Here is a 24,070-nt window from a genome sequence, read left to right on the forward strand (position 1 = left end):
CCATTCGAGCGAAGCTCCAGGGCCTCTCGTTTGGATCATGCCGGTCTCGCGGGTTCCGGCACCGCATCCTGATCCGGCCTCATCCACCCTGATCCGGCCTCATGCGAAGCGAAAGGACCTAGCCGTTCAGCGTTTCGAGCCAGGCCGGATCGATCGTGCCCTCGGCGACGATCACGGCCGGTCCGGTCATCTCGATCTCGCCGTGCGGGTGCTCGGTGATCACCAGCGTGCCGCCGGGGAGGTCGACGGTGTACGTGACCGGGGCGCCGGTCAGTGTGGGGTCTGCCGCGTCCCGGCGGGCCGCGGCGACGGCCACGGCACAGGCGCCGGTGCCGCAGGACCGGGTCTCCCCCGAGCCGCGCTCATGGACGCGCATCGCGACATGGCCGGGGCCGCGGTCCACGACGAACTCGATGTTGACCCCGTCGGGGTAGACCGCGGCCGGGCCGAAGGACGGCTCGGAGAGCAGATCACCGGCGTGCGCCAGATCGTCGACGAAGGCGACCGCGTGCGGGTTGCCCATGTTCACGTTGCGGGCGTCCCAGCTGCGGCCGCCGACGGTAACGGTGACGCCGTCGGCGGGGAGCTCCGCGCGGCCCATGGAGACGGTGATGTCGCCGTTCTTGGCGAGGTGCACCTTCTTCACCCCGCCGCGGGTGGCGACGGCCACATCGCCCTGCCCGACCGAGCCGGAGCGCTGGAGGTAGTGGGCGAAGACCCGTACGCCGTTGCCGCACATCTCGGCGATCGAGCCGTCCGCGTTGCGGTAGTCCATGAACCACTCGGCCTCGTCCGCCATGGCCCGCGCCTCGGGGTGGGCGGCGGACCGCACGACGTGCAGCAGGCCGTCCCCGCCGATGCCGGCCCGGCGGTCGCAGAGCCGGGCGACGACGGAGGCGGGCAGGTCGACGGCGTTGTCCGGGTCCGGGACGATCACGAAGTCGTTCTCGGTGCCGTGGCCCTTGAGGAAGGCGATCTGCGAGGTGGTCACGGGACAACTGTACGAGGCGGCGCCGACAGCCCCGCGAACCGGCCACCCGCGTGGAGAGGCTGCCGCCGGCCCGGCGGGGTCCGTCCCGGTGTCAGGAACGCAGCCGCGCCACGCGCCACACGGCCAGCGCGACCAGTGCCGCGCACACGGCGACGTACAGCATGATCACGCGCCAGTCGGGGCGCTCCCCCGAGCCCTTGGACGGCAGTCCGGGCCAGGTGTGTCCGACGCGGCGGGCGGCCATCATGCCCCAGCCCGCGGCGCAGCAGCTGATCAGCAGCCCCAGCATGGCGACGACCGCACCACCGTCACCGAACTCGAAGGCGAGCGGGAAGGCGAACATCAGCGATCCCATCGCGGCGAGGGTGACGATCGGCGCGAGCTGCCAGATACGCAGCCGGCGGGCGGGGCGCAGCTCGACCTGGACCTCGGGGGTCACTTCGAGCTCATCGGGCCCGTCGGGGCTCAAGCGTCCTGCCTCGTGCTGCGTGTCCGGTGCGTCTTGTTCTGTGTCGCGAGGGCCGGCCTCCATCGCCACGCGCCCTCCCAACTCGGACTCCACTGGTCGATCGATGCTCGATGATGGCACGTCGGGACTCGCCGAACTGACGGGCAGGGCTTCCCGATGCCATCACGTGATCAGGCTGTGACCGCTCGTTCGATCAACGCCAGCGCCTGGCCCGGGAGTTCCCCGCGGTGCGCCGCGGCGCCGTTCAGCCAGTGGACACGCGGGTCGCGGCGGAACCAGGAGTCCTGGCGGCGCGCGAACCGTTTGGTGGCGCGCACGGTCTCGCCGCGCGCCTCGTCCTCGGTACAGTCCCCGGCCAGCGCGGCGAGCACCTGTTGATAGCCGAGTGCCCGGGAGGCGGTGCGGCCGTCCCGCAGCCCGCGTGCCTCCAGGGCGCGCACCTCGTCGACCAGGCCCGCGTCCCACATCCGGTCGACCCGCTGGGCGATGCGCCCGTCGAGTTCGGGGCGGGCCACGTCGACGCCGATCTGGACGGTGTCGTAGACCGCATCGTTACCGGGGAGGTTGGCGGTGAAGGGCTTGCCTGTGATCTCGATGACTTCGAGGGCCCGGACGATGCGCCGCCCGTTGCTCGGCAGGATGGCTCGGCCCGCTTCCGGGTCCGCCGCGGCGAGCCGGTCGTGCAGGGCGCCGGAGCCCCGTTCGGCCAGTTCGGCCTCCAGCGCGGCCCGGACGCCGGGGTCCGTGCCGGGGAACTCCAGGGCGTCGATCGCGCCCTTCACATAGAGGCCGGAGCCGCCGACCAGGACCGGGGTGCGGCCCTCGGCGAGCAGCCGGTCGATTTCGGTGCGGGCCAGCCGCTGGTACTCGGCGACGCTGGCGGCCTCGGTCACGTCCCAGATGTCCAGCAGCAGGTGCGGGACGGACGCGCGCTCCTCAAGTGTCAGTTTCGCGGTGCCGATATCCATCCCCCGGTAGAGCTGCATGGAGTCGGCGTTGACCACTTCGCCCCCGAGCTGCTGGGCGAGGAACACCCCCAGGTCGGACTTTCCGGCTGCGGTGGGACCGACGACGGCGATGACCCGCGGTGCGGGAGCTGGACTTCTCACTGCGACAGTCTCGCAAACCCGGGGGCCGTTCCCGAATGGACGACGCGGCAGCCGGGACGGGGACGCGTCCGGATGCCCCGTCAAGTAAAATGTCGAGTATATATGGGCGTTTTCTTACGGTTCTGCCGTCCGTCCTCCACGACCGCCGATATCGCGGCCGGGAGAGTGCGTCACAGCACGGCGGGTATCCGGGCCGGAGAGAACACTCGCACGCAGTCCCCCAGCAGAGAAGGTGTCCGATGGGCTTCATGGACAATTTGAAGGCGAAGCTGAGCCCGGCGAAGGACAAGGTCAGCGACCTCGCGCAGCAGCACGGGGGCAAGATCGACCAGGGGCTCCAAAAGGCCGCGCGGACGGTGGACGAGAAGACCAAGGGCAAGTACAGCGACAAGATCGAGTCCGGCACCCAGAAGGCCAAGGACGCGGTGGAGCGGCTGTCCCACAAGGACGGGGGCACCACGCCGCCCGCTTCCTGACCCCGGTCCGGCAGGACACCGTGACGGCCGCGGAGCGGCATCGCTCCGCGGCCGCCGTGCGCCGGTACGGCGGGCCCCGTCGCGGTCAGGGCCGCCGCGGGGTCAGGACCAGGCGGCGACCAGGTAGCCCACGCCGTACGGCGCGTCGTCGTACAGCAGGCGGCCGTCGAGACCGGCGCCCCGCGCGGCCCCCGCGAGCACCTGCCAGGGTGCGCGGCCCGCGGCCTTCAGCTCGTACGCCAGCGCCTCGTCCAGCGCGATCAGCGCATCGGTGTCCGCCGCGCCCAGCGCGCGCGAGGCCGCCGCGTCGAACTCCGTGGCGCGCTCGTCCAGGTAGCCCGGGGCCTTGAGGGTGCGGCAGGCACTGCCGTCGCCCATCACCAGCAGCGCGACCCGGTCCGCCCGCGCGGCCAGCGCCCGCCCGGTCTCCGTGCAGCGGCCGGTCTCCAGCGGCTCCCCCACGCCCAGCCCCTCGACCGGGGCGTCCGCCCACCCCGTACGGGCCAGCAGCCAGGCGCCGACCGCGAGTGACGCCGGAAGAGGCCGGTCCGCGACCGTGCCCAGGTCCCGCCCGAGCCGTACCGCGAGATCGACGCCGAACTCCCGGAAGGTGCCGGTGGCGCCCTCGGGATGGGGTCCGCGGCCCGCGAGGTCCGCCGGGCCGATCACGATCAGCAGATCGGGCCGGGAGGCGGCCAGGACGCCCAGGGCGTCCGTGCACGCGGTCCTGGCGGCGTCGAGCTCGGGCGCGGCACCGGCGGCGACGTCGGGGACCAGCAGCGGCGGACAGGGGCAGACAGCGGCGGCGACAAGCATGGTGGGCAGCGTACTGGCTGGGGATCGCCCGCCCCTCGGCGCACGCGCCCCCGACGCCCGTGGCGGGCGAAGCGGTGCGGCTCCGTCAGTCGCAGCCGCAGCCCGGGGCCGGGGCGGCGGGCAGCGGGGCCGGGGCACCGATCCCGGGCAGGCCCAGCATCACGCCGGCGGGCTCGGCGGCCGGGGCGGCGTTGCGCTTCTCCCAGGCGTCCCCCGACCGGGTGCGCCGCACAGCGACGGCCGCGCCCTCGGCGAGCAGGTGGTGCGGGGCGGCGTAGCTGATCTCGACGGTCACCACATCGCCGGGCCGGACCTCCTGGTCCGGCTTGGTGAAGTGGACCAGGCGGTTGTCGGCGGCGCGGCCGGACAGCCGGTGGGTCGCGCCGTCCTTGCGGCCCTCGCCCTCCGCGACCATGACGTCCAGCGTGCGGCCGACCTGCTTCTTGTTCTCCGACCAGGAGATCTCCTCCTGGAGGACGGACAGGCGCATGTAACGCTCCTGGACGACCTCCTTGGGGATCTGCCCCTCCATGTCGGCGGCCGGGGTTCCGGGGCGCTTGGAGTACTGGAAGGTGAAGGCGTTGGCGAAGCGCGCCTCCCGGACCGCGTGCATGGTCTGCTCGAAGTCCTCCTCGGTCTCCCCGGGGAAGCCGACGATGATGTCGGTGGAGATCGCGGCGTCCGGCATCGCGGCGCGCACCTTCTCGATGATGCCGAGGAAGCGTTCCTGCCGGTACGAGCGCCGCATCGCCTTGAGGATCGTGTCGGAGCCGGACTGCATCGGCATGTGCAGCTGCGGCATCACGTTCGGGGTCTCGGCCATCGCGGCGATCACGTCGTCCGTGAAGTCGCGCGGGTGGGGGGAGGTGAAACGGACCCGTTCCAGCCCCTCGATCCGCCCGCAGGCGCGCAGCAGCTTGGAGAAGGCCTCGCGGTCGCCGATTTCGGAGCCGTAGGCGTTCACGTTCTGGCCGAGCAGGGTGATCTCGGAGACGCCCTCGGCGACCAGGGCCTCGATCTCGGCCAGGATGTCGCCGGTCCGGCGGTCCTTCTCCTTGCCGCGCAGCGCCGGGACGATGCAGAAGGTGCAGGTGTTGTTGCAGCCGACGGAGATGGAGACCCAGGCCGCGTACGCGGACTCGCGGCGGGTGGGGAGCGTCGAGGGGAACGCCTCCAGGGACTCGGCGATCTCGATCTGCGCCTCCTCCTGGATACGGGCGCGCTCCAGCAGCACGGGCAGCTTGCCGATGTTGTGCGTACCGAAGACGACGTCGACCCAGGGAGCCCGCGCGACGATGGTGTCGCGGTCCTTCTGGGCGAGACAGCCGCCGACCGCGATCTGCATCCCGGGGCGCTTCGTCTTCATCGGGGCGAGCCGGCCGAGGTTGCCGTACAGCTTGTTGTCGGCGTTCTCCCGCACCGCGCAGGTGTTGAAGACGACGACGTCGGCGTCCCCGTCGGAGCCCTGGGGCGCCCGTACGTAGCCGGCGTCCTCCAGCAGCCCCGACAACCGCTCGGAGTCGTGGACGTTCATCTGGCACCCGTAGGTACGCACCTCGTAGCTTTTTCTGACGTCCACTGCTTCGCTCCGGTTGCCGCTGCTCATGCGACAAGGGTAGGCGCTGCCCGGACACCTCCCGTCGCGGGCGGCTTGTGGACCCTTCTTCCGGCCGTCGCGGCGGGCGGAGGATCCGTCGGCACCCCTGGCCATGGCCGGGAACGACCTGGCAGGATCGCCGCCATGCTCCCGGCCGCACTGTCCCGAATCGGCCGGCGCCGCTCCTTCCGGGCGGGCGCCGCCCTCGTCGTCGTGCTCGGGCTGCTCCTCTGGTGGCTGTTTCCGCTCGGGGATTCCACACCGAGCGGAACCCTGTCGTTCAGTACCGGGGTCCGCAGCGGCGTCTACCAGCGCTACGGCGAGCGGCTCAAGGGCGCACTCGCCAAGGACCTGCCCGATGTGTCCGTACAGCTGCAGACCAGCGAGGGATCTCAGCAGAACATCGCCCGGGTGGCGGCGGGGAAGGCCGATTTCACCATCGCGACCACCGACGCCGTGGCCACCTATCTGCGGGACGGGAAGCCGGGCGCCGAGCGGCTGCGCGGCTGTGTCCGGCTGTACGACGACTACATACAGCTGGTCGTGGACCGGGGCTCGGAGATCCGCAAGGTCGCGGACCTGCGCGGCAAGAAGGTCGCGGTCGGACAGCAGGGGTCGGGGGTGCGGCTGGTCGCCGACCGGCTGATGACGGCCGCCGGCCTTGACCCGGTCAACGACGTGACGGCGATACCGGCGGGTATCGACACCATGCCCAAGCTGCTGGAGGAGGGCAGGCTCGACGCGTTCTTCTGGTCCGGCGGGCTGCCGACCACCGCGGTGGCGGACCTCTCGGAGCGGTTCGCGATCCGGCTGGTCCCGCTGGAGGACCCGCTGATCAAGGAGCTCCAGGCGGCGGGCGGCTCCACCCGCTACTACCGCTCGGCCGTGATGCCCGCGGACGCCTACCGCAACGCGCAGCAGGGCCAGGCGGTGCCCACCGTGGCGGTCGCCAATGTGCTGGTGACCACCGACCGTACGGATGCGGCGATGACCGAGGCGTTCACCCGGACCGTGATCGACAGCCGGGACCGCATCGGGCGCGAGGTGCACGCCGCGCAGCTGGTGGATCTGCGGACCGCGATCTACACGGATCCGCTGCCGCTGCACGAAGGGGCCAAGCGCTACTACCGCTCGGTCAAGCCCTGACGTCCCGTCCCGGCCGCTCTACGGAAGTGGGCTCAGCCGTGCGGTCCGTTGCGCGGCACCGACACCGTCACCCGCAGCCCGTGCGGTTCCTGCCGCTCATAGGTGAGGGAGCCGCGGCTCGCGGCCAGGAGTGCCTGGGAGATGGAGAGGCCGAGGCCGGACCCCCGCACGTTCTGGTGCTGTGAGCTGCGCCAGAAGCGGTCTCCGACCCGCTCCAGCTCCTGTTCGGTGAGACCCGGCCCCCGGTCCGCGACGACGACCGTGACGCATTCGCTGCCGGAGGCGACCGTGACCCGGACCTCCTCCTGGGCGGGGGTGAACTTGAGCGCGTTGTCGATGATGGCGTCGAGCGCGCTGGACAGGGCTATGGGGTCCGTCCAGGCGGTGACGGCGGGCGTGCCGTCCGCCCTGAGCCGTACGCCCCTCTCCTCCGCCACCGGCCGCCAGGACGAGACGCGCTCGGCGGTGAGGGCGCCGATGTCCGTGAGCTGGAGATCGGCCGCGGCGTGCTCGGCCAGGGCCAGGTCGAGCAGATCGTCGAGGACCTGGCCGAGGCGCTTTCCCTCCGTGCGCACGGAGGCGATCTCCTCGTTGCCCTCGGGAAGTTCGAGGGCGAGCAGCTCGATCCGCAGCAGCAGGGCGGCCAGCGGATTGCGCAACTGGTGCGAGGCGTCCGCGACGAAGGCGCGCTGCTGTTCCAGCACGTCCTCGACGTTGTCGGCCATCTCGTTGAACGAACGGGCCAGCCGCCTGAGTTCCGGCGGCCCTCCGGAAGCCGCCACCCGGGACCGCATCCGGCCGCTGGCGATGTCGTGGGCGGCCACGTCCAACGTCCGCACCGGCAGCAGGACCCAGCCGGTGAGCCGGATCGCCGCGCCGACGGCCACCAGCATCGCGACCACCTCGCCCGCCGCGATCACCAGCCAGCCGCGGAGTGTGTCGGAACGCATCTGCGCCGTGGGCGAGTCGATGACGACGACGGCCACCACGTCGCCGTCCCGCACGACGGGCGAGGCGACGACGACCCGGCCGTTCTGCCAGGGCCAGACCTGCGGCGGATCGTGGCTGCGACGGCCGAGCAGCGCCTCCTTGAACGCCTCGCGGCCCTCGCCCTCGGCTGGCAGCCGCCAGCTCGCCGGGGCCTTCGCCATCGCGGAGTCGTCACGGTAGAAGACGCCCGCCCGGATGCCGTACACGGAGTCGTACGTCTCCAGTTCGGTCTGGAGCGTGCGCTGCCGTTCGTCGTAGCCGTGGGTGCGTTCGGTGATGAACTGGGCGAGTGCGGCGAAGCGTGCCGTGTCGTCGATCCGGTCGATCACGACGCCCTGCTGCTGGGCGGCGGCCACGCTGACGGCCAGCGGGAAGCCGAGCGCGAGCAGGACACTCGCCATGAGCACGATGAGCAGCGGAAGCAGCCTGGTACGCACCGGAGACGTACGCCTCTACGCGGACGGGGCGACGAGGCGGTAGCCGACCCCGCGCACGGTCTCGATCAGTGCGGGCAGCCGCAGCTTGGCGCGCAGGGAGGCGACGTGCACCTCAAGCGTGCGCCCCGTCCCCTCCCAGCTCGTGCGCCAGACCTCGCTGATGATCTGCTCCCGGCGGAACACCACTCCGGGCCGCTGCGCGAGGAGGGCGAGGAGATCGAACTCCTTGCGGGTGAGCTGTACTTCGCTCCCGTCGACGCTGACCCGCCTGGTGGGCAGCTCGATGTGCACATGGCCCAGGCGCAGCGCGGCGACGGGCGTTGGCCCGGTCTCCTCACCGGCCGGCTTGCGGCGGCTGACGGCGTGGATACGGGCGAGGAGCTCGCCGGTGTCGTACGGCTTGGTCACGTAGTCGTCCGCGCCGAGGTTCAGCCCGTGGATCCGGGAGCGGACGTCGGCCCGTGCGGTCACCATGATCACCGGAACGGAACTGCGCTTGCGGATCTTGCCGCACACCTCGTAGCCGTCCTGGTCGGGCAGCCCCAGATCGAGGAGCACGACGCCGAAGGGTTCCGTATCCGTGGGAAGGAGGGCCTGGAGGGCCTCCTCGCCGCTGCGGGCGTGCACCACCTTGAAGCCGTGCCGGCCGAGGATCGCGGACAGGGCGGCGGCGACGTGGTTGTCGTCCTCGACGAGCAGCAGTCTCATGGGCCCCCTCTCCGAAGGTGCGGTGTCGGTGCGGTTGTGGGTCGGTGCGGTCGTGATGTCGGCGCGGTCGCGTGGACCTCTGGTCACTTCCCCGTTTCGAGGCGTTTCACATCAGGGTGTATCAGGGCATCCACTCCGATGACCGGTGGACCAGTCAAGTGCTCACCCGTTGCATCCATGTTTCCGTTATGCACCCGGTACGCCCGGAGGGCCCGCAGGGCGTCCCCTTCACACGGAGTGTCCGGTTGCGGCCGGATCGTTATGCTCAATTTCCGCTCAGATGTAATGACGCTGGTCGCACTGCGTCACTAGGGTCCTTCCCAACCGAGGAGGACGGAGCAAAAAGCCGATGAGCGGAGTTTCAGTGACCAAGGGCGCCGAGGACGCTGTGCCCGCGGCCGGCGACGACCTGGTCGTGCTGAGCAACGTCAACAAGCACTTCGGCGCGCTGCATGTGCTCCAGGACATCGACCTGACGATCGCCTCCGGCGAGGTCGTGGTCGTCATCGGGCCCTCGGGGTCCGGGAAGTCCACGCTGTGCCGCACGATCAACCGCTTGGAGACGATCGACTCGGGCGCGATCTCGATCGACGGGAAGCCCCTGCCCGAGGAGGGCAAGGAGCTGGCACGGCTGCGCGCCGATGTCGGCATGGTCTTCCAGTCGTTCAATCTCTTCGCCCACAAGACGGTGCTCGAGAACGTGATGCTGGGCCAGCTCAAGGTCCGCAAGACGGAGAAGAGGGCGGCCGAGGACAAGGCGCGTTCGCTGCTCGACCGGGTGGGCGTGGCGACCCAGGCCGACAAGTACCCGTCGCAGCTCTCCGGCGGTCAGCAGCAACGCGTGGCGATCGCGCGGGCCTTGGCGATGGACCCCAAGGTCATGCTGTTCGACGAGCCGACCTCCGCACTCGACCCGGAAATGATCAACGAGGTGCTGGAGGTCATGCAGCAGCTCGCCCGCGAGGGCATGACCATGGTCGTCGTCACCCATGAGATGGGTTTCGCCCGCTCCGCGGCGAACCGGGTCATCTTCATGGCGGACGGGAAGATCATCGAAGAGGCCGTGCCCGACCAGTTCTTCAGCAACCCGCGCAGTGACCGGGCCAAGGACTTCCTGTCGAAGATCCTTCACCACTGATGGAGCCGCCGTCGTGGCCTTCAGCGCCGGCTTCCGGACCGGCTGATCACTCACATCGCGTCAACTCTAGGGAATTTCACCATGCAGCTTCGTAAGGTCACCGCCGCCTCGGCCGCCGTGCTCGCTCTCGCTCTCACCGCCACCGCCTGTGGTTCCGACGACAAGGACGACTCGTCCGGTTCGGGCGGCGGCAAGAAGATCTCGATCGGCATCAAGATCGACCAGCCGGGTCTGGGCCTGAAGACCCCGGACGGCAAGTTCACCGGTTTCGACGTCGATGTCGCCACGTACGTGGCCAAGGAACTGGGCTACGACGCCAAGGACATCAACTTCAAGGAGACCAAGAGCGCCGACCGCGAGACGTCGCTCGAGCGCGGTGACGTGAAGCTCATCGCCGCCTCCTACTCGATCAACGACGAGCGTCTGGCGAAGGTCGACTTCGCGGGCCCGTACCTCCTCGCCCACCAGGACATCCTGGTCCGCGCGGACGACGACTCGATCAAGTCGCCGAAGGACCTGAACAACAAGAAGCTCTGCTCGGTCACCGGCTCGACCTCGGCCAAGAACGTCAAGGACACGCTGGCCCCGAAGGCCCAGCTTCAGGAGTACGGCGGCTACTCGGAGTGCCTGACCGGCCTCGAGAACAAGGTCGTCGACGCGCTGACCACGGACGACGACATCCTGGCCGGCTACGCCGCACAGGACGCCAACAAGGGCAAGTTCAAGCTGGCCGGCTTCAAGATGACCAACGAGAACTACGGCATCGGCCTGAAGAAGGGCGACGCCGACCTCAAGAAGAAGGTCAACGACGCGCTGGCCAAGATGGTCTCGGACGGTTCGTGGGACAAGGCCGTGACGGCCAACTTCGGCCCGGCGAACTACAAGAACGAGCCTGCCCCGAAGATCGGCAACGTCGTCAAGTGAAGCAGGGCTGACCGGGCGCGCCGCCCCTGACCGCGGCGCGCCGTGCCCTCCTACACGCGGAAGCGCGGGAGATCGTGTTCGACTTTCTTGATGGTTACGACCTGCTGGGGGCCTTCTGGGTGACGGTGCAACTCACCGTCTACTCCGCCCTCGGCTCCCTCATATGGGGAACGCTGTTGGCCGGCATGAAGGTCAGCCCGGTCCCCCTCATGCGCGGTTTCGCGACCGGCTACGTCAATGTGGTCCGGAACATTCCGCTGACCGTGATCATTGTGTTCGCTTCGCTGGGCCTGTACTCGACGCTTGGCATCAGTCTCGGCGCGACCGACACCGACGGCATCAACTTCCGCCTCGCGGTACTGGCATTGATCGCCTACACCGCCGCGTTCATTTGCGAGGCCCTGCGGTCCGGCATCAACACGGTGCCTGTCGGCCAGGCCGAGGCGGCACGTGCGCTCGGCCTGAGCTTCACCCAGGTACTGCTGCTGATCATTCTCCCGCAGGCATTCCGGTCGGTGGTCAACCCGCTCTCCAACGTGCTCATCGCGTTGACGAAGAACACCACTGTCGCCTCGGCGATCGGGGTGGCCGAAGCCTCGTACCTGATGAAGGGCATGATCGAGGCCGAGGCCCAGCTGATCCTGATCGCCGCGGTCTTCGCCTTCGGCTTCGTCGTCCTGACCCTCCCGACCGGCCTCATTCTCGGCTGGGTGAGCAAGAAGGTGGCGGTGAAGCGATGAGCTCCGTCCTCTACGACGCCCAGGGGCCACGCGCCAAGCGGCGCAACATCCTGTACACGATTCTGTTCGTGGTCGTCGCCGCGGCCGTGGTGTGGTGGGTCTACGACGGCCTGGCCTCCAAGCACCAGCTCGACTGGGTCAAGTGGAAGCCCTTCTTCACCAGCTCCCAGCCCTGGGGGACGTACATCTGGCCAGGATTCCAGAACACGATCAAGGCAGCGTTCTTCGCTCTGATCATCGCGCTGCCGCTGGGCGCCCTGTTCGGGATCGGCCGGCTCTCGGACCACCGGTGGATGCGGGCGCCCTCCGGCGTGGTCGTGGAGTTCTTCCGCGCCATTCCCGTACTGATCCTGATGGTCATCGCGAACCAGGCGTACTCCGAGTACACCGAGCTCGACCCGGACACGCGCCTGCTGTACGCGGTGGTGACCGGCCTGGTGCTCTACAACGCCTCGGTGCTCGCCGAGATCGTGCGGGCCGGCATCCTGACGCTCCCCTCGGGACAGACGGACGCGGCCAAGGCGATCGGTATGCGCAAGGGCCAGACCATGCTCTTCGTGCTGCTGCCGCAGGCGGTGACCGCCATGCTGCCCGCGATCGTCAGCCAGATCGTGGTGATCGTGAAGGACACCGCCCTCGGTGGCGCGGTACTCAGCTTCCCGGAGCTGCTGGCGTCGGTCCGGCCGATGGCGGCGAACTACGGCGCGAACACCATCGCGTGCTTCACGATCATTGCCGTGATCTACATTGCGCTGAACTTCGCTCTCACCTCGTTCGCGAGCTGGCTGGAGCAGCGGCTCCGGCGCGCGAAGAAGAGCACGGGTACCGTCGTAGGGGGCGGCCCCGGGGGCGGCCTGGAGACGATCGGTGCGCCGTCGCTCAACATTGCTGACGGACGCGCCGTCTGACGGCTGGTCGACAGACGTCCGCGAGGGGCGGTGGCGCATCCGCCACCGCCCCTCGCCGCGTTCCGGTGTCACTTGACGCACGCACCGGCAGTAGGTTGCATACGTTCTGTGATCGCGCACCGAGCCCCCTACGCCGCCGCATCTCCGTCGCCGCCGTCCCCGACCCCGTGGGCCGTCCCGGCCCGTTCGCTCTGCTCGTGCGCCTCCACGCGTCCGACCGCACACGTTCCGGGGGCCACGCCGTGGACCCGGTGATCATCGTCGGCGCCGGGCCGGTCGGTCTGGTGCTGTCGCTCGCCCTCGCGGCGCAGGGTGTGCCCTCCGTGCTCCTCGACGAGGACCCCGGCAAGGACGAGACGCGCCCGGCCCGCACGGTCGTGCTGCGCGAGGACACCGCGGCCCTGGTGGAGCGGCTCGGCTGCAAGACGCTCCAGGACGAGGGCCTTCGCTGGTCCGGCTGGCGGTCCCTGCGCCGCAAACAGCTGGTACGCGAACTGCCCCTGGAGGAAGGCGCCCCGCCGGGAGGCCCGCCGGCCGCCCCCGTCCATCTGCCGCAGCACGCGCTGGTACGCGGACTGCGGGACGCGGTGGCCGCGCAGGACCTCGTCCAGGTGGCGCGGCTCAGCCGGATCGACACGCTGGAGCAGGATCCGGCCGGGGTCACCGTGCACACCAGGGAACCCGGTTCGACCTGGTGGCGCGGGAGTTACCTGGTCGGCTGCGACGGGGCGCGGTCCACGGTCCGCAAGCTCCTCGACATCCGGTTCCCCGGGCGTACGGCGGTGGAACGGCATGCCGTCGCCGCGCTGCGCACCGAGCTGCCCTGGCCGGGCGAGGCCGTGCTGCACCGGCTGCCGCCGTGGCGCACCGGTGGCGCCGAGGTGACCGCACGCCCGCTGCCCGACGATGTCTGGCGGCTGGACTGGCTGCTGCCGCCACGTGGCGAGCTCGTCACGCCCGACGTCCTGGTCGCCCGGGTCCGGGACACCCTGGCGGGCTGGTGCGGCGAGACACCGCCGTACGAGCTGCTGGACACCGGCGTCTACACGCTGCACCACCGTCTCGCCCGGCGGTGGCGGGTGAAGCGGGCCTTCCTGGCCGGTGATGCCGCCCATCTGCTGGGCGCGCTCGGCACCCAGGGGCTGGACGAAGGGCTGCGGGACGCCGAGAACCTGGCCTGGAAGCTGGCGCTGGCCTGGCATCACGGCGCGTCCGACGCACTCCTCGACAGCTACCAGGCCGAACGCCGGGCCGCGGTCGCCTCGCGGCTGCGCGCCGCCGACCAGTCGCTGCCGATACTGCGGGGCGGCGGAGGGCTGCGGACCCTGGTCCCGGGGAGCGCACGGGGGCACGATTCGCTGCTCACCGACGGACATCTGGGCTGCGGCCCCCTCGGTGCGCCCCCCTCCTACTCCATGTCCCCCCTTGCGCCCCCACGCGCCGAGGCGCACGCCTCTGTCGGTACGCCCCTCGGTGCGCCGGTCGCGGATGTGCGGGTGACGGCGCCGGACGGCACGGCCGTACGGCTTCGGGAGCGGCTGGGGCAGGGACAGCTCCTGGTGGTCCTGGTGGCCCCCGGTACGGGTGTGTGGGACCGGCGGCACTGGATGCGGGCAGGGGTCATGCCCCGGCTCGTCGAGGCGGTGGACGCCCTGCCGGTGAAGGGTGAGCTGCTGGTGGCGGAGAGCTATCCGGGGGCGTCCGCGCACACCGTTCTGCTGGTCAGACCGGACGGCCACCTCGTGGAGTCCTTCGGCGGGGTACAGCCCGCGGAGCTCCTCGCGGCGGCGGAAGCGGCACGCGGCGGCGCGGCCCGCACCTCCGAACGCACCGACCGCACCGACCGCACCGCAGACGTCAATTGACCCTCCGCAGGCGCACATGGTCTACTCCGGAACATGACCGACACCGATGTGCGCCTGTGGCGGAGGGTCCATATGGACCTGCTCCGCTATGCGGGCTGCGTGTGTCGCCCGTCCTGCTGAATCGCCTTCACCTGCTCCGCCGTGCCCCACGACGTACGGCGTGAGCGTCCGCGCGAACTCTCAGGACGGTCCCCATGTCTGCCTCTCCCTCCCCTGTTCCCGTACGCACGTCCACTTCCGGTCCGACGGCTGCGGAACTGCTCGACTTCGTCCGCCGTACCGCCTCGGACGCCGGCCTCATCGCCTCGCTCCCCCTCGATCCCGAGGGCCGGACCTGGATCCGGCTCGACGGGCCCGGTGGCAGCGAGGCCTGGCTGATCGGCTGGCCTCCCGGTACCGGCACCGGCTGGCACGACCACGCCGACTCGATCGGCGCCTTCCTGACCGCGAGCGGCACGCTCAGGGAGCACTCGCTCGCGGCGCGGCTGCCCACCGACGGGTGGAAGACCCTGGAACTGACCGAGGACATCGACCGCTCACGGGAGTTGACGGCAGGTCGGGGCAGGGCCTTCGGCAGGCACCACGTGCACGAGGTGCTGAACGAGTCCGCCGCGGAGCACGCCGTCTCCGTCCACGCGTACTATCCGCCGCTGCCGCAGATCCGGCGCTACAGCCGCACGGGCGCGGTACTCCGCCTCGAACAGACCGAAAGCCCGGAGGACTGGCAGTGAGCGACGAACCGCACGACGGTACGGAACGGGTGGGTATGGGGCGGATTGGCGCGGAACGAGTCGGGATCGACGAGCTGCTGGAGCGGGTCCGGTCCGGGTACGAGCGGCTCGGCCCCGACGAGGCGAGGGCGGCGGCCGCCGAGGGGGCCCTGCTCGTCGACATCCGCTACGCGGAGCTGCGCACCCGGGACGGGCTGATCCCGGGGGCGCTGGTCGTCGAACGCAATGAGCTGGAGTGGCGGCTGGACCCGCGGGGGAGCCATCGCGCGGCGGAGGCGGTGAGCCACGGTCTCCAGGTCGTGGTGATCTGCAACGAGGGCTATGCGTCGAGCCTCGCCGTCGAGTCCCTGCACCGGCTCGGGCTGTACCGGGCCACCGATCTGGTCGGCGGCTTCCAGGCCTGGCGCGCGGCGGGGCTCCCGGTCGACGCGTGACCGGGAGCCCAGGGCGGGGGCCACCGGCGCGGCGGGGCCCCGGTCACTGACTCGACGTGACGGCCTCCATCGGGCGGGCCTTCAGCGCCACTCTGCCCGGCAGTGCCGTGGCAGTCAGGGCCAGCAGCAGCGCGGCGCCCACCACCGTCGCGTACACCAGCGGAAGAACGGCGGGCGCCGCGCCGCCCGTCATACCGATACTGAACGCGGTCAGCACGGCGAGCGCGATGCCGGCTCCGAGAACGGCGGCGATCAGCAGGACCGACACGGCCTCGAGACGATGGGCCGGCAGCTCCGTCGCCTGACGGGAGGCCGAGCGGCTGGGCGAGGAAGGTCAGTTCGGGGACGACCGCACGGACGCCCTCCAGACCGCGGAGCCGGTCGGCGTCGCCCGCGGGGAGCCAGGCACGTTAGGCGACCGGCTTCGCCTTGTGCTTGACCTTGGTCTTTCCGTTGCCCTTGTGTTTGACGGTGGTCCGGTGGACGTTCTGGTCGGCGGAGACGACGAGCGGCGTCGCTGCATAGCGTTCGGTGGCGATACGCCCGCGCAGACCGGTCTCCAGTAGGGTGCCGCAGGCGGTGACGAGGGCAGCGGCACACATGAGGGCCAGCAGCGCTCCGAGGAATCCGCCCTTGCGGTGTCTGATCGTCCGCAGTGCGTAGCGCAGCATCACGATGCGTCCGTCTCTTTTCCGTTGTCGCCCGCGGTGTGATTGCCCGAGATGCTGCCGTCACGGGGCCTGCGTGCTCCGGGCATCGGGCATCGGGCTCCGGGCTCCGGGCTCCGGGCTCCGGGCTCCGGTTCGGGGGCACGTCGTCCGCCCCGCGTCCGTGACAGGCCGCTTCGGCATGCGTCACACACTGCTCCGTGCACAGGCGCCTGTGCACTGGAGCGTTCCGCCGTCTTCGTGCGGGGGTTTTCCCCAGCGCCAAGGGCGCTTCCCGGCCCGCGCGTCGAAGGGCGCTTCCCGGCCCGAATCCGTCGCGACACACCCGTATGGCCTCGCTCCGGTGGAGCGATCCCCGTGCGGGACGGACATTCGCCTCAACGACAAGGACCGCTATGACGGGGAGCCCGCACCCATGCCGACCACCGCCCTCACCCCTGACGAACTCGACATCCAGGCCGCTCGTCTCCACGACACCGATGCGTGGCGGCAGATCGTCACGGGCTGGGACCTCACGGCCCAGGAACAGGAACCCGTACGTCCCGTCCCGGCCGGGCCCGATCCAGACGCCCTCGATCCGGACGGCCCGTCACGCCTGTCACACCCCCTGCACCCGTCACACCCGTCGCAGGGGGCCCCGGCCGACTGGCGTGACCTGCTGTCCGTGCCGGTCGATCAGCTCATCGCGGATACGGTCCGCGCCCTGCCCGCCACCGCGCCGCGCGAGCGTCCGCTCCCCGGGCGCATCGGTGCGGTTCTGCCCGACCGGCTCCACTCCTGGCGGCGCATCGGACAGGCCGAGGTGCGGCCCTCCACCCATCTCGCCCATGCGCGGCAGATCCTGACCGAGTGGGGCTGGCAGAACACCCCGTACCGGCTGCGCAACGCGAGGGGCGCCCGCTGCGTCTGCGGTGCCATGCTCACCGCGCACCGCCTCGGCTACGGCTCTCGGGCCACCGTCGACCGGGCCGGCGCCTGGATGATCACCGAGCTCCGCTCCCAGGGCTGGACCGGGCTGATCGGGCCGTGGAACCGGTACCCCGGGCGCACCGCCTCAGACGCTGTCGCCCTGATCGACGCCACCATCAGCCGCGCCGCCCGCGCCGGGCAGTAAGCACGCAGCAGAAGTGCCGACCGGAGTGCCGGCCGGTCAGAAGGGATCGTCGAGCCCTTCCGTGTCCTCGCCCTCTTCCTCGAGTGCCCTGCGCACCACATGCAGGGCCATTCCCTCCCCGTATCCCTTGCGGGCGAGCATGCCGGCGAGCCGGCGCAGTCGCTTGTCGCGGTCCAGCCCCCGGGTGGACCGGAGCTTGCGCGCGACGAGTTCGCGCGCCGTCGCCTCCTCCTGCTCCGGGTCGAGCTGACCGACGGCTTCGTCGATGACCGCCGAGTCCACCCCCTTGGTCCGCAGCTCACGGACGAGTGCGCGGCGGGCGAGCCCCCGGCCCTGATGCCGGGATTCCACCCAGGCATCAGCGAACGCGGCATCGTCGATCAGTCCGACATCCTCGAAGCGCGACAGCACTTCTTCGGCGACCTCATCGGGGATCTCCCGTTTGCGCAGGGCGTCCGCGAGCTGCTTCCGGGTGCGCGCGGTCCCGGTGAGCAGCCGCAGACAGATGTTGCGCGCCTGCTCGACCGGGTCTCGCGGCTCCCCCTTCCCGGCCCTCGACGAGGAGGGGGAGCCGCTGCTTCTGGAACGGGAGCGGGAACGGCGCCCGCCCCCCTCACCGAATCCGGAGCCCGAACCCGACCCCCTGCCCCGGCCGGCCCCCGCCGGCTCGTAGGGGGGATCGGACTCGGGATCGGGTCCGGTGGGGTGTCCGGCGGCGGATTCGGGGCCGGGGCCCGCGCCGGATTCGTCAGCGCTGCCCGGCCACTCCGTACGACGCGTCACGGTCTAGCTCTTGGCCGCCGCCGTCTTGGCCGGCTTGGCCTTGCCGGCCGCGGCGGACACCGGCTTCGCCGCGCCGTCGGCCGGAGCCGCGGCGGTTGCGGCCGCGTCCGCCGCGGGCTCGGCGGGCACTGCCTCGGGCCGCACACCGACGCCCAGCTTCTCCAGGATCTTCTTCTCGATCTCGTTGGCGAGATCGGGGTTGTCCTTGAGGAAGTTGCGGGCGTTCTCCTTGCCCTGGCCGAGCTGGTCGCCCTCGTACGTGTACCAGGCGCCGGCCTTGCGCACGAAGCCGTTGTCCACGCCCATGTCGATCAGACCGCCCTCGCGGCTGATGCCATGGCCGTAGAGGATGTCGAACTCGGCCTGCTTGAACGGCGGCGCGACCTTGTTCTTGACGACCTTGACGCGGGTGCGGTTACCGACGGCGTCGGTGCCGTCCTTGAGCGTCTCGATCCGTCGGATGTCGAGGCGCACCGAGGCGTAGAACTTGAGCGCGCGGCCACCGGTGGTGGTCTCCGGCGAGCCGAACATCACACCGATCTTCTCGCGGAGCTGGTTGATGAAGATCGCGGTGGTCTTGGACTGGTTGAGCGCGCTGGTGATCTTGCGGAGCGCCTGGCTCATCAGACGGGCCTGCAGACCCACGTGCGAGTCACCCATCTCGCCCTCGATCTCCGCACGGGGCACCAGGGCCGCGACGGAGTCGATGACGATCAGATCGAGGGCGCCCGAGCGGATCAGCATGTCCACGATCTCAAGAGCCTGCTCACCGTTGTCCGGCTGGGACAGGATGAGGTTGTCGATGTCGACGCCGAGCTTCTTCGCGTACTCGGGGTCGAGGGCGTGTTCGGCATCGATGAAGGCCACCGTGCCGCCGAGCTTCTGTGCGTTCGCCACGGCGTGCAGCGTCAGCGTCGTCTTACCGGAGGACTCCGGTCCGTACACCTCCACCACACGGCCGCGCGGCAGGCCGCCGACGCCGAGCGCGACGTCGAGCGCCGTCGAACCGGTGGGGATCACTTCGATGGGCTCGTTCGGCCGCTCGCCGAGGCGCATCACCGCGCCCTTGCCGAATTGCCGTTCAATCTGTGCGAGTGCGGCGTCCAACGCCTTCTCGCGGTCGTTTCCTGCCATGGGTTCCACCCGATTTGCTTGAGTCGATCGCTTCACGTCTCAGACGCTAACCCCTGCCACTGACAATGGGCCTCGACGTCCTCCCGGCCTGTGGACAACTCCACGGTCGAGCCCGGCAAAACCCGGCCGGAATCCCATGAGAACGGATGTTCGATTTTGGTGTCAAGCGCACCACGCCACACCGGCTCGCCCCCAGGGTAGTACCCCGGTACCGGTCATTAATGGTAGCTACCGCCACACATCCGGCATCACACTCAATACGGGCACTACGGCGACATCATCGGGCAGAAGCGCCTCCGCTCCTCGCCAGGCACGGCCCAGCCCCCTCAGGAGCGCGGCTGCCGTCCCTGCGGCTCCTCGTCCGTCGCCTGCCCGCCGCCGTCCTCCGGGGCATGCCAGAGCCGGCGCAGCCGCATGGGCAGCGGCTCGCCGCGCCGGCCCTGGTGCCGGCCCTGCACCCGCGGGTCGTCCGTGACGTCGTACCGCTTCACGTAGGCGCCGAGGAAGGCCTGCAGCGTGGCCACGGCCGGGATGGCGATCAGCGCGCCGACCGCCCCCATCAGCGCCGTACCCGCGATCACCGAGCCGAAAGCGACCGCCGGGTGGATGTCCACGGTCCTGGAGGTCAGCTTGGGCTGCAGCACGTAGTTCTCGAACTGCTGGTACACCACGACGAACCCGAGGACCCAGAGGGCGTACCAGGGGTCGACGGTGAAGGCGATCAGCATCGGCAGGGCGCCCGCCAGATAGGTGCCGATCGTGGGGATGAACTGCGACACGAGCCCGACCCAGACCGCGAGCGCCGGCGCGTACGGCACTCCGAGAGCCGCCAGCAGGATGTAGTGCGCGACTCCGGAGACCAGCGCCATCAGGCCGCGCGAGTAGAGGTATCCACCGGTCTTGGCCACCGCGATCTCCCAGGCCCGCAGCACCTCGGCCTGGCGGGAGGGCGGGAGAACGGAACACAGCCCGCGGCGCAGCCGGGGCCCGTCGGCCGCGAAGTAGAAGGAGAACAGGAAGATCGTCAGCAGCCGGAACAAGCCGCCGAGAACCGTGGTCGACACGTCGAGCACACCGGTCGCACTGTTCTGGACGTACTTCTGCAACCAGTCGGAATGCAGCAGGCTGTCCTGCACCTCGACCCTGGAGAGCTCCGTGTGGAAGGTCTGGTTGACCCAGTTGATCACCGAGTCGAGGTACTTGGGGAACTCGTCGACCATGTCGAGGATCTGGCCCGCGAGCATCGAGCCGAGCATCACGACGAAACCAACGCTCGCGATCAGCACGGCGAGGAAGACCAGGAACGTGGCGAGGCCCCGGCGCATACCGGCGGCCGACATCCGGCTCACCGCGGGCTCGATGGCGAGCGCCAGGAAGAAGGAGATCAGCACGTTGATCAGGAGCCCGATGAGCTGGTCGAACGCCCAGCTCCCGAGCCGGAAGCAGGCGTAGAGCGCAAGGGCCAGCACCATCGCACGCGGCAGCCACGCGGGCATGCGGCCCAGCCCGGTGCCGGACGGCGGGGCCGGTGGCTCGGCCGGCGGGACGGGCGGGGTGCGGGGGGGCTGGGTCTGAGCGGTCTCGTCTGTCGGTGCCACGGAGCCAGTCTCGCCTACCGCTGTGACAAGCTGTCGCGCACCCCGGGCGACCGCCGCCCACCAGGTCGTCAGCTGTGCGTCAGCGCTTGTCCGCGGGGATGCCGACCGCCGTGCAGACTCCGCGCCAGACGTCCTTGGCGTCCCACCCGGCGGCCAGCGCCTGATGCACCGTGCGCCCGCCGAGCTCGGCCATCACATGGTCGCGGGCGAAGGAGTCGGCGTAGCCCGCACCGAAGTGGTCCGCCATCCGTTCCCAGAAAATCGTCAACCGCATGCCATCAGTATCCCGCTCCTGAGAGTGCAGACGGGCCGCCTGCCCTTGCCGGGAGCGTTCACCGGCCTACGGTCGGTCCATGGCTGGAACCGGAGAAAGTCCCCTCAACCGTGCCGAGCAGTTCATCTGGCTCACGGCCCGTGTCCTCGAACAGCGGCGGTTCGCTCATCACTTCCTTAAAGGAAGTGCGGATGCCGTGGAAACGGCGCTCGCCGCGTATCTCAATGACGACGGCGGGTATGGTCACGCGCTCGAACCCGATCTGCGCGGCCCCGTCAGTCAGCCGCTGCACACGGCCCACGCGCTGAGCGTCCTCGACTCCATCGGCCGCTGCGACGGTCTCCGGGTGGAGCGGATCTGCCGTTTCCTCACGGACGTGTCCACGAAGGAGGGGGCGCTGCCCGCGCTCCTTCCCTCACAACGCGGCTATCCGGCCGCACCGTTCATTCCGATCGTCGACGACCCGCCGGCCGAGCTGCTGGCCACCGGCCCCGTTGTCGGGCTGCTGCACCGAAACGCGGTCTGGCATGCCTGGCTGTTCCGGGCCACCGACTTCTGCTGGGCGGCCGTCGACGCCCTTCAGGTGTCGCATCCGTACGAGATCGAGGCGGCCGTCGCCTTTCTCGACGGAGCCCCGGACCGGTCGCGGGCCGAGGCCGCGGCCGATCGCCTGGGGCGCCTGGTACGCGACCAGCGGCTCGCCGTGCTGGATCCGGAGCAGCGCGCGGAGTACCCGGTGGCGGCCGGTTACGCGCCCGGCGAGCAGCATTTCCCGTACGACTACGCCCGTGCCCCCGAGTCGCTCGCCCGCCGGTGGTTCACCGACGCGGAGATGGATCTGTCGCTGGACCACCTGGCGGCCGGGCAGGAGGCGGACGGCGGCTGGCCGGTGACCTGGCGGCAATGGGCGCCGGGGACCGCCCTGGAGGGGCGGCCCCTGGTGACGCTCAGGGCGTTGCGGACGCTGCGCGCGCACGGGCGCGGCCTGGGCTGACTCGGGTCCTCGGGCCGCGTGTGTTCACCCGAGGGCCCGCACCCCGGCGGTGACGGCCACGGCGGCGCCCACCACGACGAGGAAGGGGGCGCGCAGGACGAGTGCGAGCGCCGCCGCGGCGAGGCCTGCGCCCCTGGCGTCCAGCAACAGGTGCTGTCCGTCGCCGAAGGTCTGCTGCGCGGTCAGCGCGGCCAGGAGCGCCACCGGCAGCAGCGCGGCGAGGCGCTGCACGAGGGGGCGCTCCAGAGCTCCGGCGGGCACCAGGAGCCCGAGGAGCTTGGCGAGGTAGCAGCCGACGGCAGTCAGCGCGATGGCGATCCAGACGTTCATCGGCCGTCCTCCGAAGTGCTCGTGCGCGCAACCGTCGCGTCGTTCGCGTCGTTCATGTCCCTCGGGCCCTTACCGCGTCCCCTCATAAAGAGGACGACGGGTGCCGCGAGCGCGGACACCAGTACGGGCACCCCGGCGGGCAGCACCGGCAGCAGACCGAGGGCGAGGACAACCGCGATCCCGGCGGTGACGCGTTCCGTCGTGGTCTTCAGCATCGGCGCGAGCAGGGCGAGGAAGACGGCGGGACTGGCCGCGTCCAGCCCCCAGGCGTCGGTGTCGCCGAGCGCCTCGGCGCCCAGGGCGCCGACCAGGGTGGTGAGGTTCCACAGCACGTAGAGCGTGAGCCCGGTGACGGTGAAGCCGATCCGGGCGGCCCGCCGGGTGGGCTGGGGCAGCGTCACTGCCGTCGTCTCGTCGATCACCCAGTGGGCGGCGAAGGGACGCACGGCGCGCGGGAGTGCGAGCAACTGCGACAGCCGCAGGCCGTAGAACGAGTTGCGTACGCCGAGGAAGAAGGCGCCGGCTGCGGCGGTGTACGGATTGCCGCCCGCGGCGAGGGCGCCCACCAGGGCGAACTGGGAGGCCCCGGTGAAGACGAGGAGGCTGAGCGCACAGGTCTGCAGCAGGCTCAGTCCGGAGCCGGCCGAGGTGACGCCGAAGGCGAATCCGGAGAGTCCGACGGCGATGCCGACGCCGAGCGCGTCACGTACGACGGCCGCGTCCGGCTTCGCCCCGGCGGTCATCACACTGCCGTCGGCCGGTTCGCCGGCTCTCTGAGGTGCTGTCTGTTCTGCCACGGTCTGAACGCTACCCGGGCAGCTCGGGGCCGGTCTTGTACGTTCTTGCACGTTCGCGCTGGTAGGCGCCCGGGGGCACGCCCACGATCCGGGTGAAGTGACGGTTGAGGTGCGGCTGGTCGGTGAAGCCGACCTCGGCGGCCGCCGCCGCGGGAGGCGTGCCCGCGTCGAGCATCCGGCGCGCACGTCGGACCCGGGCGTCGGTGAGCCAGGTGTGCGGCGGCATTCCGTACTGCTTCTTGAAGGCTCTCAGCAGCGCGAACGGGCTCGTGCCCAGCTCGGTGGCCAGCGCCTCCAGCGTGGGCGGTCCGGCCATCCTGCTCTCCAGTACGGCACGGGCCCGCTCCGCGTCCCGCGCGCCCGCCGCCCGGGGCTCGAAGGCGGGAAGCGCGCTGCCGTGCCGGGTGAGCAGCCGCGTGACCATGACCCGCAGCAGGCTGTCCGCGGCGAGGGCATTGCCCTCCTCCGCCGCGCGGTGGACCTCGCCGATCAGCCGGGCAGCGTACGGATCGACCACGCCGGTCTCCGTGAAGCCGACCGTGCCGCGCAGGCTCGTCGTATCGGCCGCGATGTCGTTGATCACCTGTGCGGACGGGTAGAGCGTGGCGTACACCCACCCCTCGGGGACACCGGCGCGGGCGGTGTGCGGCACCTCCGGATTGATCATGACGACGGTGCCGGGGCCCGCGTGGACGGTGCCGCCGGGCAGCCCGACGTCCTCGACCCCGTGGCTGATGGTGCCGAACACATAGCCCTCGTGGCTGTGGCGCGGGAAGGTGTGGCGGACGTAGCGGGCCCGCAGCAGGTCGAGGTCGGGCAGTTCCGCGTACTGCCAGTACCTCGCCCACTCCCCCGGTCCCGCGGTTCCCGCCATACCCGAATTCTCGCAGCTCGCGGCG

General features: G+C 70.7%; 27 protein-coding genes and 1 pseudogene. 12 read left to right on the plus strand and 16 right to left on the minus strand.

Features of this window, described 5'->3' with window-relative positions; all coding sequences use genetic code 11:
• Positions 1-118: 118 nt before the first annotated feature.
• From dapF to miaA, 3 genes are all read right to left on the minus strand, one after another.
• A complete protein-coding gene (dapF, locus tag ACZ6S6_RS25295; RefSeq protein ID WP_362965266.1) occupies positions 119-991 on the minus strand; it encodes a diaminopimelate epimerase in 873 nt (290 codons plus the stop codon).
• Positions 992-1,082: 91 nt separating this feature from the next.
• A complete protein-coding gene (locus ACZ6S6_RS25300) occupies positions 1,083-1,523 on the minus strand; it encodes a hypothetical protein (protein ID WP_469707031.1) in 441 nt (146 codons plus the stop codon).
• A 107-nt stretch (positions 1,524-1,630) separates the two neighbouring features.
• Positions 1,631-2,569 (minus strand): tRNA (adenosine(37)-N6)-dimethylallyltransferase MiaA, encoded by a 939-nt coding sequence (miaA, locus tag ACZ6S6_RS25305; protein ID WP_362965264.1) that lies wholly within the window; start codon positions 2,567-2,569, stop codon positions 1,631-1,633.
• A 239-nt stretch (positions 2,570-2,808) separates the two neighbouring features.
• Here miaA and ACZ6S6_RS25310 point away from each other — a divergent pair, with 239 nt between their 5' ends.
• Positions 2,809-3,045 carry an antitoxin gene (locus ACZ6S6_RS25310; protein WP_362965262.1) on the plus strand — a complete coding sequence of 79 codons (237 nt, stop codon included), beginning with the start codon at positions 2,809-2,811 and terminating at the stop codon, positions 3,043-3,045.
• A 102-nt stretch (positions 3,046-3,147) separates the two neighbouring features.
• Here ACZ6S6_RS25310 and ACZ6S6_RS25315 read toward each other — a convergent pair whose 3' ends face one another.
• Positions 3,148-3,861, minus strand: coding sequence for a class III extradiol dioxygenase subunit B-like domain-containing protein (locus ACZ6S6_RS25315; RefSeq protein WP_362965260.1), 714 nt, complete (start codon positions 3,859-3,861; stop codon positions 3,148-3,150).
• An 85-nt stretch (positions 3,862-3,946) separates the two neighbouring features.
• Positions 3,947-5,467 carry a tRNA (N6-isopentenyl adenosine(37)-C2)-methylthiotransferase MiaB gene (gene miaB, locus ACZ6S6_RS25320; protein ID WP_469707011.1) on the minus strand — a complete coding sequence of 507 codons (1,521 nt, stop codon included), beginning with the start codon at positions 5,465-5,467 and terminating at the stop codon, positions 3,947-3,949.
• 135 nt (positions 5,468-5,602) lie between these two features.
• On the opposite strand from miaB, the gene ACZ6S6_RS25325 reads away from it, so the two are divergent.
• The gene (locus ACZ6S6_RS25325) at positions 5,603-6,604 is read left to right on the plus strand and encodes a TAXI family TRAP transporter solute-binding subunit (protein WP_469707012.1); all 1,002 of its coding nucleotides are present in this window, start codon (positions 5,603-5,605) and stop codon (positions 6,602-6,604) included.
• A 32-nt stretch (positions 6,605-6,636) separates the two neighbouring features.
• Here ACZ6S6_RS25325 and ACZ6S6_RS25330 read toward each other — a convergent pair whose 3' ends face one another.
• Both ACZ6S6_RS25330 and ACZ6S6_RS25335 read right to left on the minus strand, forming a co-directional pair.
• Entirely contained in the window at positions 6,637-8,031 is a 1,395-nt protein-coding gene (locus ACZ6S6_RS25330; protein WP_362965254.1) for a sensor histidine kinase, read from the minus strand.
• Positions 8,032-8,046: 15 nt separating this feature from the next.
• Positions 8,047-8,739, minus strand: coding sequence for a response regulator transcription factor (locus ACZ6S6_RS25335; protein ID WP_326591124.1), 693 nt, complete (start codon positions 8,737-8,739; stop codon positions 8,047-8,049).
• A 349-nt stretch (positions 8,740-9,088) separates the two neighbouring features.
• Between ACZ6S6_RS25335 and ACZ6S6_RS25340 the strand changes: the two genes are divergently transcribed.
• The 8 genes from ACZ6S6_RS25340 to ACZ6S6_RS25375 all read left to right on the plus strand — a co-directional run bounded on the left by ACZ6S6_RS25340 (position 9,089) and on the right by ACZ6S6_RS25375 (position 15,479).
• Positions 9,089-9,877, plus strand: coding sequence for an amino acid ABC transporter ATP-binding protein (locus ACZ6S6_RS25340; RefSeq protein ID WP_469707013.1), 789 nt, complete (start codon positions 9,089-9,091; stop codon positions 9,875-9,877).
• Between the two features lie 81 nt (positions 9,878-9,958).
• Positions 9,959-10,801 carry a glutamate ABC transporter substrate-binding protein gene (locus ACZ6S6_RS25345; RefSeq protein ID WP_469707014.1) on the plus strand — a complete coding sequence of 281 codons (843 nt, stop codon included), beginning with the start codon at positions 9,959-9,961 and terminating at the stop codon, positions 10,799-10,801.
• Between the two features lie 74 nt (positions 10,802-10,875).
• A complete protein-coding gene (locus ACZ6S6_RS25350) occupies positions 10,876-11,541 on the plus strand; it encodes an amino acid ABC transporter permease (RefSeq protein ID WP_362965248.1) in 666 nt (221 codons plus the stop codon).
• A complete protein-coding gene (locus ACZ6S6_RS25355; protein WP_362965246.1) occupies positions 11,538-12,449 on the plus strand; it encodes an amino acid ABC transporter permease in 912 nt (303 codons plus the stop codon). Before ACZ6S6_RS25350 ends, ACZ6S6_RS25355 begins: the two co-directional genes overlap by 4 nt.
• A gap of 242 nt (positions 12,450-12,691) precedes the next feature.
• Complete coding sequence (locus ACZ6S6_RS25360) at positions 12,692-14,314, plus strand: FAD-dependent monooxygenase (RefSeq protein WP_469707032.1); 1,623 nt, start codon at positions 12,692-12,694, stop codon at positions 14,312-14,314.
• Between the two features lie 33 nt (positions 14,315-14,347).
• Complete coding sequence (locus tag ACZ6S6_RS25365; protein ID WP_311307652.1) at positions 14,348-14,434, plus strand: putative leader peptide; 87 nt, start codon at positions 14,348-14,350, stop codon at positions 14,432-14,434.
• Positions 14,435-14,508: 74 nt separating this feature from the next.
• Entirely contained in the window at positions 14,509-15,045 is a 537-nt protein-coding gene (locus ACZ6S6_RS25370; RefSeq protein ID WP_469707015.1) for a cupin domain-containing protein, read from the plus strand.
• Positions 15,046-15,080: 35 nt separating this feature from the next.
• A complete protein-coding gene (locus tag ACZ6S6_RS25375) occupies positions 15,081-15,479 on the plus strand; it encodes a rhodanese-like domain-containing protein (RefSeq protein WP_469707033.1) in 399 nt (132 codons plus the stop codon).
• Between the two features lie 43 nt (positions 15,480-15,522).
• Here the strand turns inward: ACZ6S6_RS25375 and ACZ6S6_RS25380 are convergent, their stop codons facing one another.
• The gene (locus ACZ6S6_RS25380) at positions 15,523-15,747 is read right to left on the minus strand and encodes a hypothetical protein (RefSeq protein ID WP_469707034.1); all 225 of its coding nucleotides are present in this window, start codon (positions 15,745-15,747) and stop codon (positions 15,523-15,525) included.
• Positions 15,748-15,772: 25 nt separating this feature from the next.
• A pseudogene (locus ACZ6S6_RS25385) lies at positions 15,773-16,153 on the minus strand (ABC transporter permease); the annotation flags it as partial.
• Positions 16,154-16,562: 409 nt separating this feature from the next.
• Between ACZ6S6_RS25385 and ACZ6S6_RS25390 the strand changes: the two are divergent.
• Positions 16,563-17,261, plus strand: coding sequence for a DUF6197 family protein (locus ACZ6S6_RS25390; RefSeq protein WP_469707016.1), 699 nt, complete (start codon positions 16,563-16,565; stop codon positions 17,259-17,261).
• Positions 17,262-17,297: 36 nt separating this feature from the next.
• On the opposite strand, the gene recX is transcribed toward ACZ6S6_RS25390, so the two are convergent.
• From recX to ACZ6S6_RS25410, 4 genes are all read right to left on the minus strand, one after another.
• Positions 17,298-18,044: a recombination regulator RecX gene (gene recX, locus ACZ6S6_RS25395; protein WP_469707017.1), complete on the minus strand. Its 747-nt coding sequence runs from the start codon at positions 18,042-18,044 to the stop codon at positions 17,298-17,300.
• 3 nt (positions 18,045-18,047) lie between these two features.
• Positions 18,048-19,178, minus strand: a complete 1,131-nt coding sequence (gene recA / locus ACZ6S6_RS25400; RefSeq protein WP_362965239.1) for a recombinase RecA — start codon at positions 19,176-19,178, stop codon at positions 18,048-18,050.
• Between the two features lie 326 nt (positions 19,179-19,504).
• Positions 19,505-20,674: an AI-2E family transporter gene (locus ACZ6S6_RS25405; RefSeq protein WP_362965278.1), complete on the minus strand. Its 1,170-nt coding sequence runs from the start codon at positions 20,672-20,674 to the stop codon at positions 19,505-19,507.
• A gap of 181 nt (positions 20,675-20,855) precedes the next feature.
• Complete coding sequence (locus tag ACZ6S6_RS25410; protein ID WP_207316129.1) at positions 20,856-21,050, minus strand: DUF3046 domain-containing protein; 195 nt, start codon at positions 21,048-21,050, stop codon at positions 20,856-20,858.
• Positions 21,051-21,129: 79 nt separating this feature from the next.
• Here ACZ6S6_RS25410 and ACZ6S6_RS25415 point away from each other — a divergent pair, with 79 nt between their 5' ends.
• Positions 21,130-22,044: a hypothetical protein gene (locus ACZ6S6_RS25415; RefSeq protein WP_469707018.1), complete on the plus strand. Its 915-nt coding sequence runs from the start codon at positions 21,130-21,132 to the stop codon at positions 22,042-22,044.
• Positions 22,045-22,068: 24 nt separating this feature from the next.
• Here ACZ6S6_RS25415 and ACZ6S6_RS25420 read toward each other — a convergent pair whose 3' ends face one another.
• Genes ACZ6S6_RS25420 through ACZ6S6_RS25430 form a run of 3 tightly spaced genes read right to left on the minus strand, consistent with a single transcriptional unit; the run spans position 22,069 to position 24,045 of the window.
• A complete protein-coding gene (locus ACZ6S6_RS25420) occupies positions 22,069-22,374 on the minus strand; it encodes an AzlD domain-containing protein (protein WP_362965235.1) in 306 nt (101 codons plus the stop codon).
• Complete coding sequence (locus ACZ6S6_RS25425; protein WP_469707019.1) at positions 22,371-23,171, minus strand: AzlC family ABC transporter permease; 801 nt, start codon at positions 23,169-23,171, stop codon at positions 22,371-22,373. Before ACZ6S6_RS25425 ends, ACZ6S6_RS25420 begins: the two co-directional genes overlap by 4 nt.
• Before the next feature lie 10 nt (positions 23,172-23,181).
• Entirely contained in the window at positions 23,182-24,045 is an 864-nt protein-coding gene (locus ACZ6S6_RS25430) for an AraC family transcriptional regulator (RefSeq protein WP_362965233.1), read from the minus strand.
• Positions 24,046-24,070 lie beyond the last annotated feature (25 nt).

This window comes from Streptomyces sp. NPDC048671 (genome assembly GCF_055587045.1).

Coding starts and splice junctions, on each gene's coding strand:
- ACZ6S6_RS25420 (WP_362965235.1), bottom strand. CDS start 22,374: ATGAACGTCTGGATCGCCATCGCGCTGACTGCCGTCGGCTGCTACCTC.
- ACZ6S6_RS25375 (WP_469707033.1), top strand. CDS start 15,081: ATGGGGCGGATTGGCGCGGAACGAGTCGGGATCGACGAGCTGCTGGAG.
- ACZ6S6_RS25315 (WP_362965260.1), bottom strand. CDS start 3,861: ATGCTTGTCGCCGCCGCTGTCTGCCCCTGTCCGCCGCTGCTGGTCCCC.
- ACZ6S6_RS25405 (WP_362965278.1), bottom strand. CDS start 20,674: ATGCCCGCGTGGCTGCCGCGTGCGATGGTGCTGGCCCTTGCGCTCTAC.
- ACZ6S6_RS25355 (WP_362965246.1), top strand. CDS start 11,538: ATGAGCTCCGTCCTCTACGACGCCCAGGGGCCACGCGCCAAGCGGCGC.
- ACZ6S6_RS25345 (WP_469707014.1), top strand. CDS start 9,959: ATGCAGCTTCGTAAGGTCACCGCCGCCTCGGCCGCCGTGCTCGCTCTC.
- miaB (WP_469707011.1), bottom strand. CDS start 5,467: ATGAGCAGCGGCAACCGGAGCGAAGCAGTGGACGTCAGAAAAAGCTAC.
- recA (WP_362965239.1), bottom strand. CDS start 19,178: ATGGCAGGAAACGACCGCGAGAAGGCGTTGGACGCCGCACTCGCACAG.
- ACZ6S6_RS25340 (WP_469707013.1), top strand. CDS start 9,089: ATGAGCGGAGTTTCAGTGACCAAGGGCGCCGAGGACGCTGTGCCCGCG.
- ACZ6S6_RS25300 (WP_469707031.1), bottom strand. CDS start 1,523: ATGGAGGCCGGCCCTCGCGACACAGAACAAGACGCACCGGACACGCAG.
- ACZ6S6_RS25365 (WP_311307652.1), top strand. CDS start 14,348: ATGACCGACACCGATGTGCGCCTGTGGCGGAGGGTCCATATGGACCTG.
- ACZ6S6_RS25430 (WP_362965233.1), bottom strand. CDS start 24,045: ATGGCGGGAACCGCGGGACCGGGGGAGTGGGCGAGGTACTGGCAGTAC.
- ACZ6S6_RS25410 (WP_207316129.1), bottom strand. CDS start 21,050: ATGCGGTTGACGATTTTCTGGGAACGGATGGCGGACCACTTCGGTGCG.
- ACZ6S6_RS25370 (WP_469707015.1), top strand. CDS start 14,509: ATGTCTGCCTCTCCCTCCCCTGTTCCCGTACGCACGTCCACTTCCGGT.
- ACZ6S6_RS25310 (WP_362965262.1), top strand. CDS start 2,809: ATGGGCTTCATGGACAATTTGAAGGCGAAGCTGAGCCCGGCGAAGGAC.
- ACZ6S6_RS25390 (WP_469707016.1), top strand. CDS start 16,563: ATGCCGACCACCGCCCTCACCCCTGACGAACTCGACATCCAGGCCGCT.
- ACZ6S6_RS25415 (WP_469707018.1), top strand. CDS start 21,130: ATGGCTGGAACCGGAGAAAGTCCCCTCAACCGTGCCGAGCAGTTCATC.
- ACZ6S6_RS25335 (WP_326591124.1), bottom strand. CDS start 8,739: ATGAGACTGCTGCTCGTCGAGGACGACAACCACGTCGCCGCCGCCCTG.
- ACZ6S6_RS25325 (WP_469707012.1), top strand. CDS start 5,603: ATGCTCCCGGCCGCACTGTCCCGAATCGGCCGGCGCCGCTCCTTCCGG.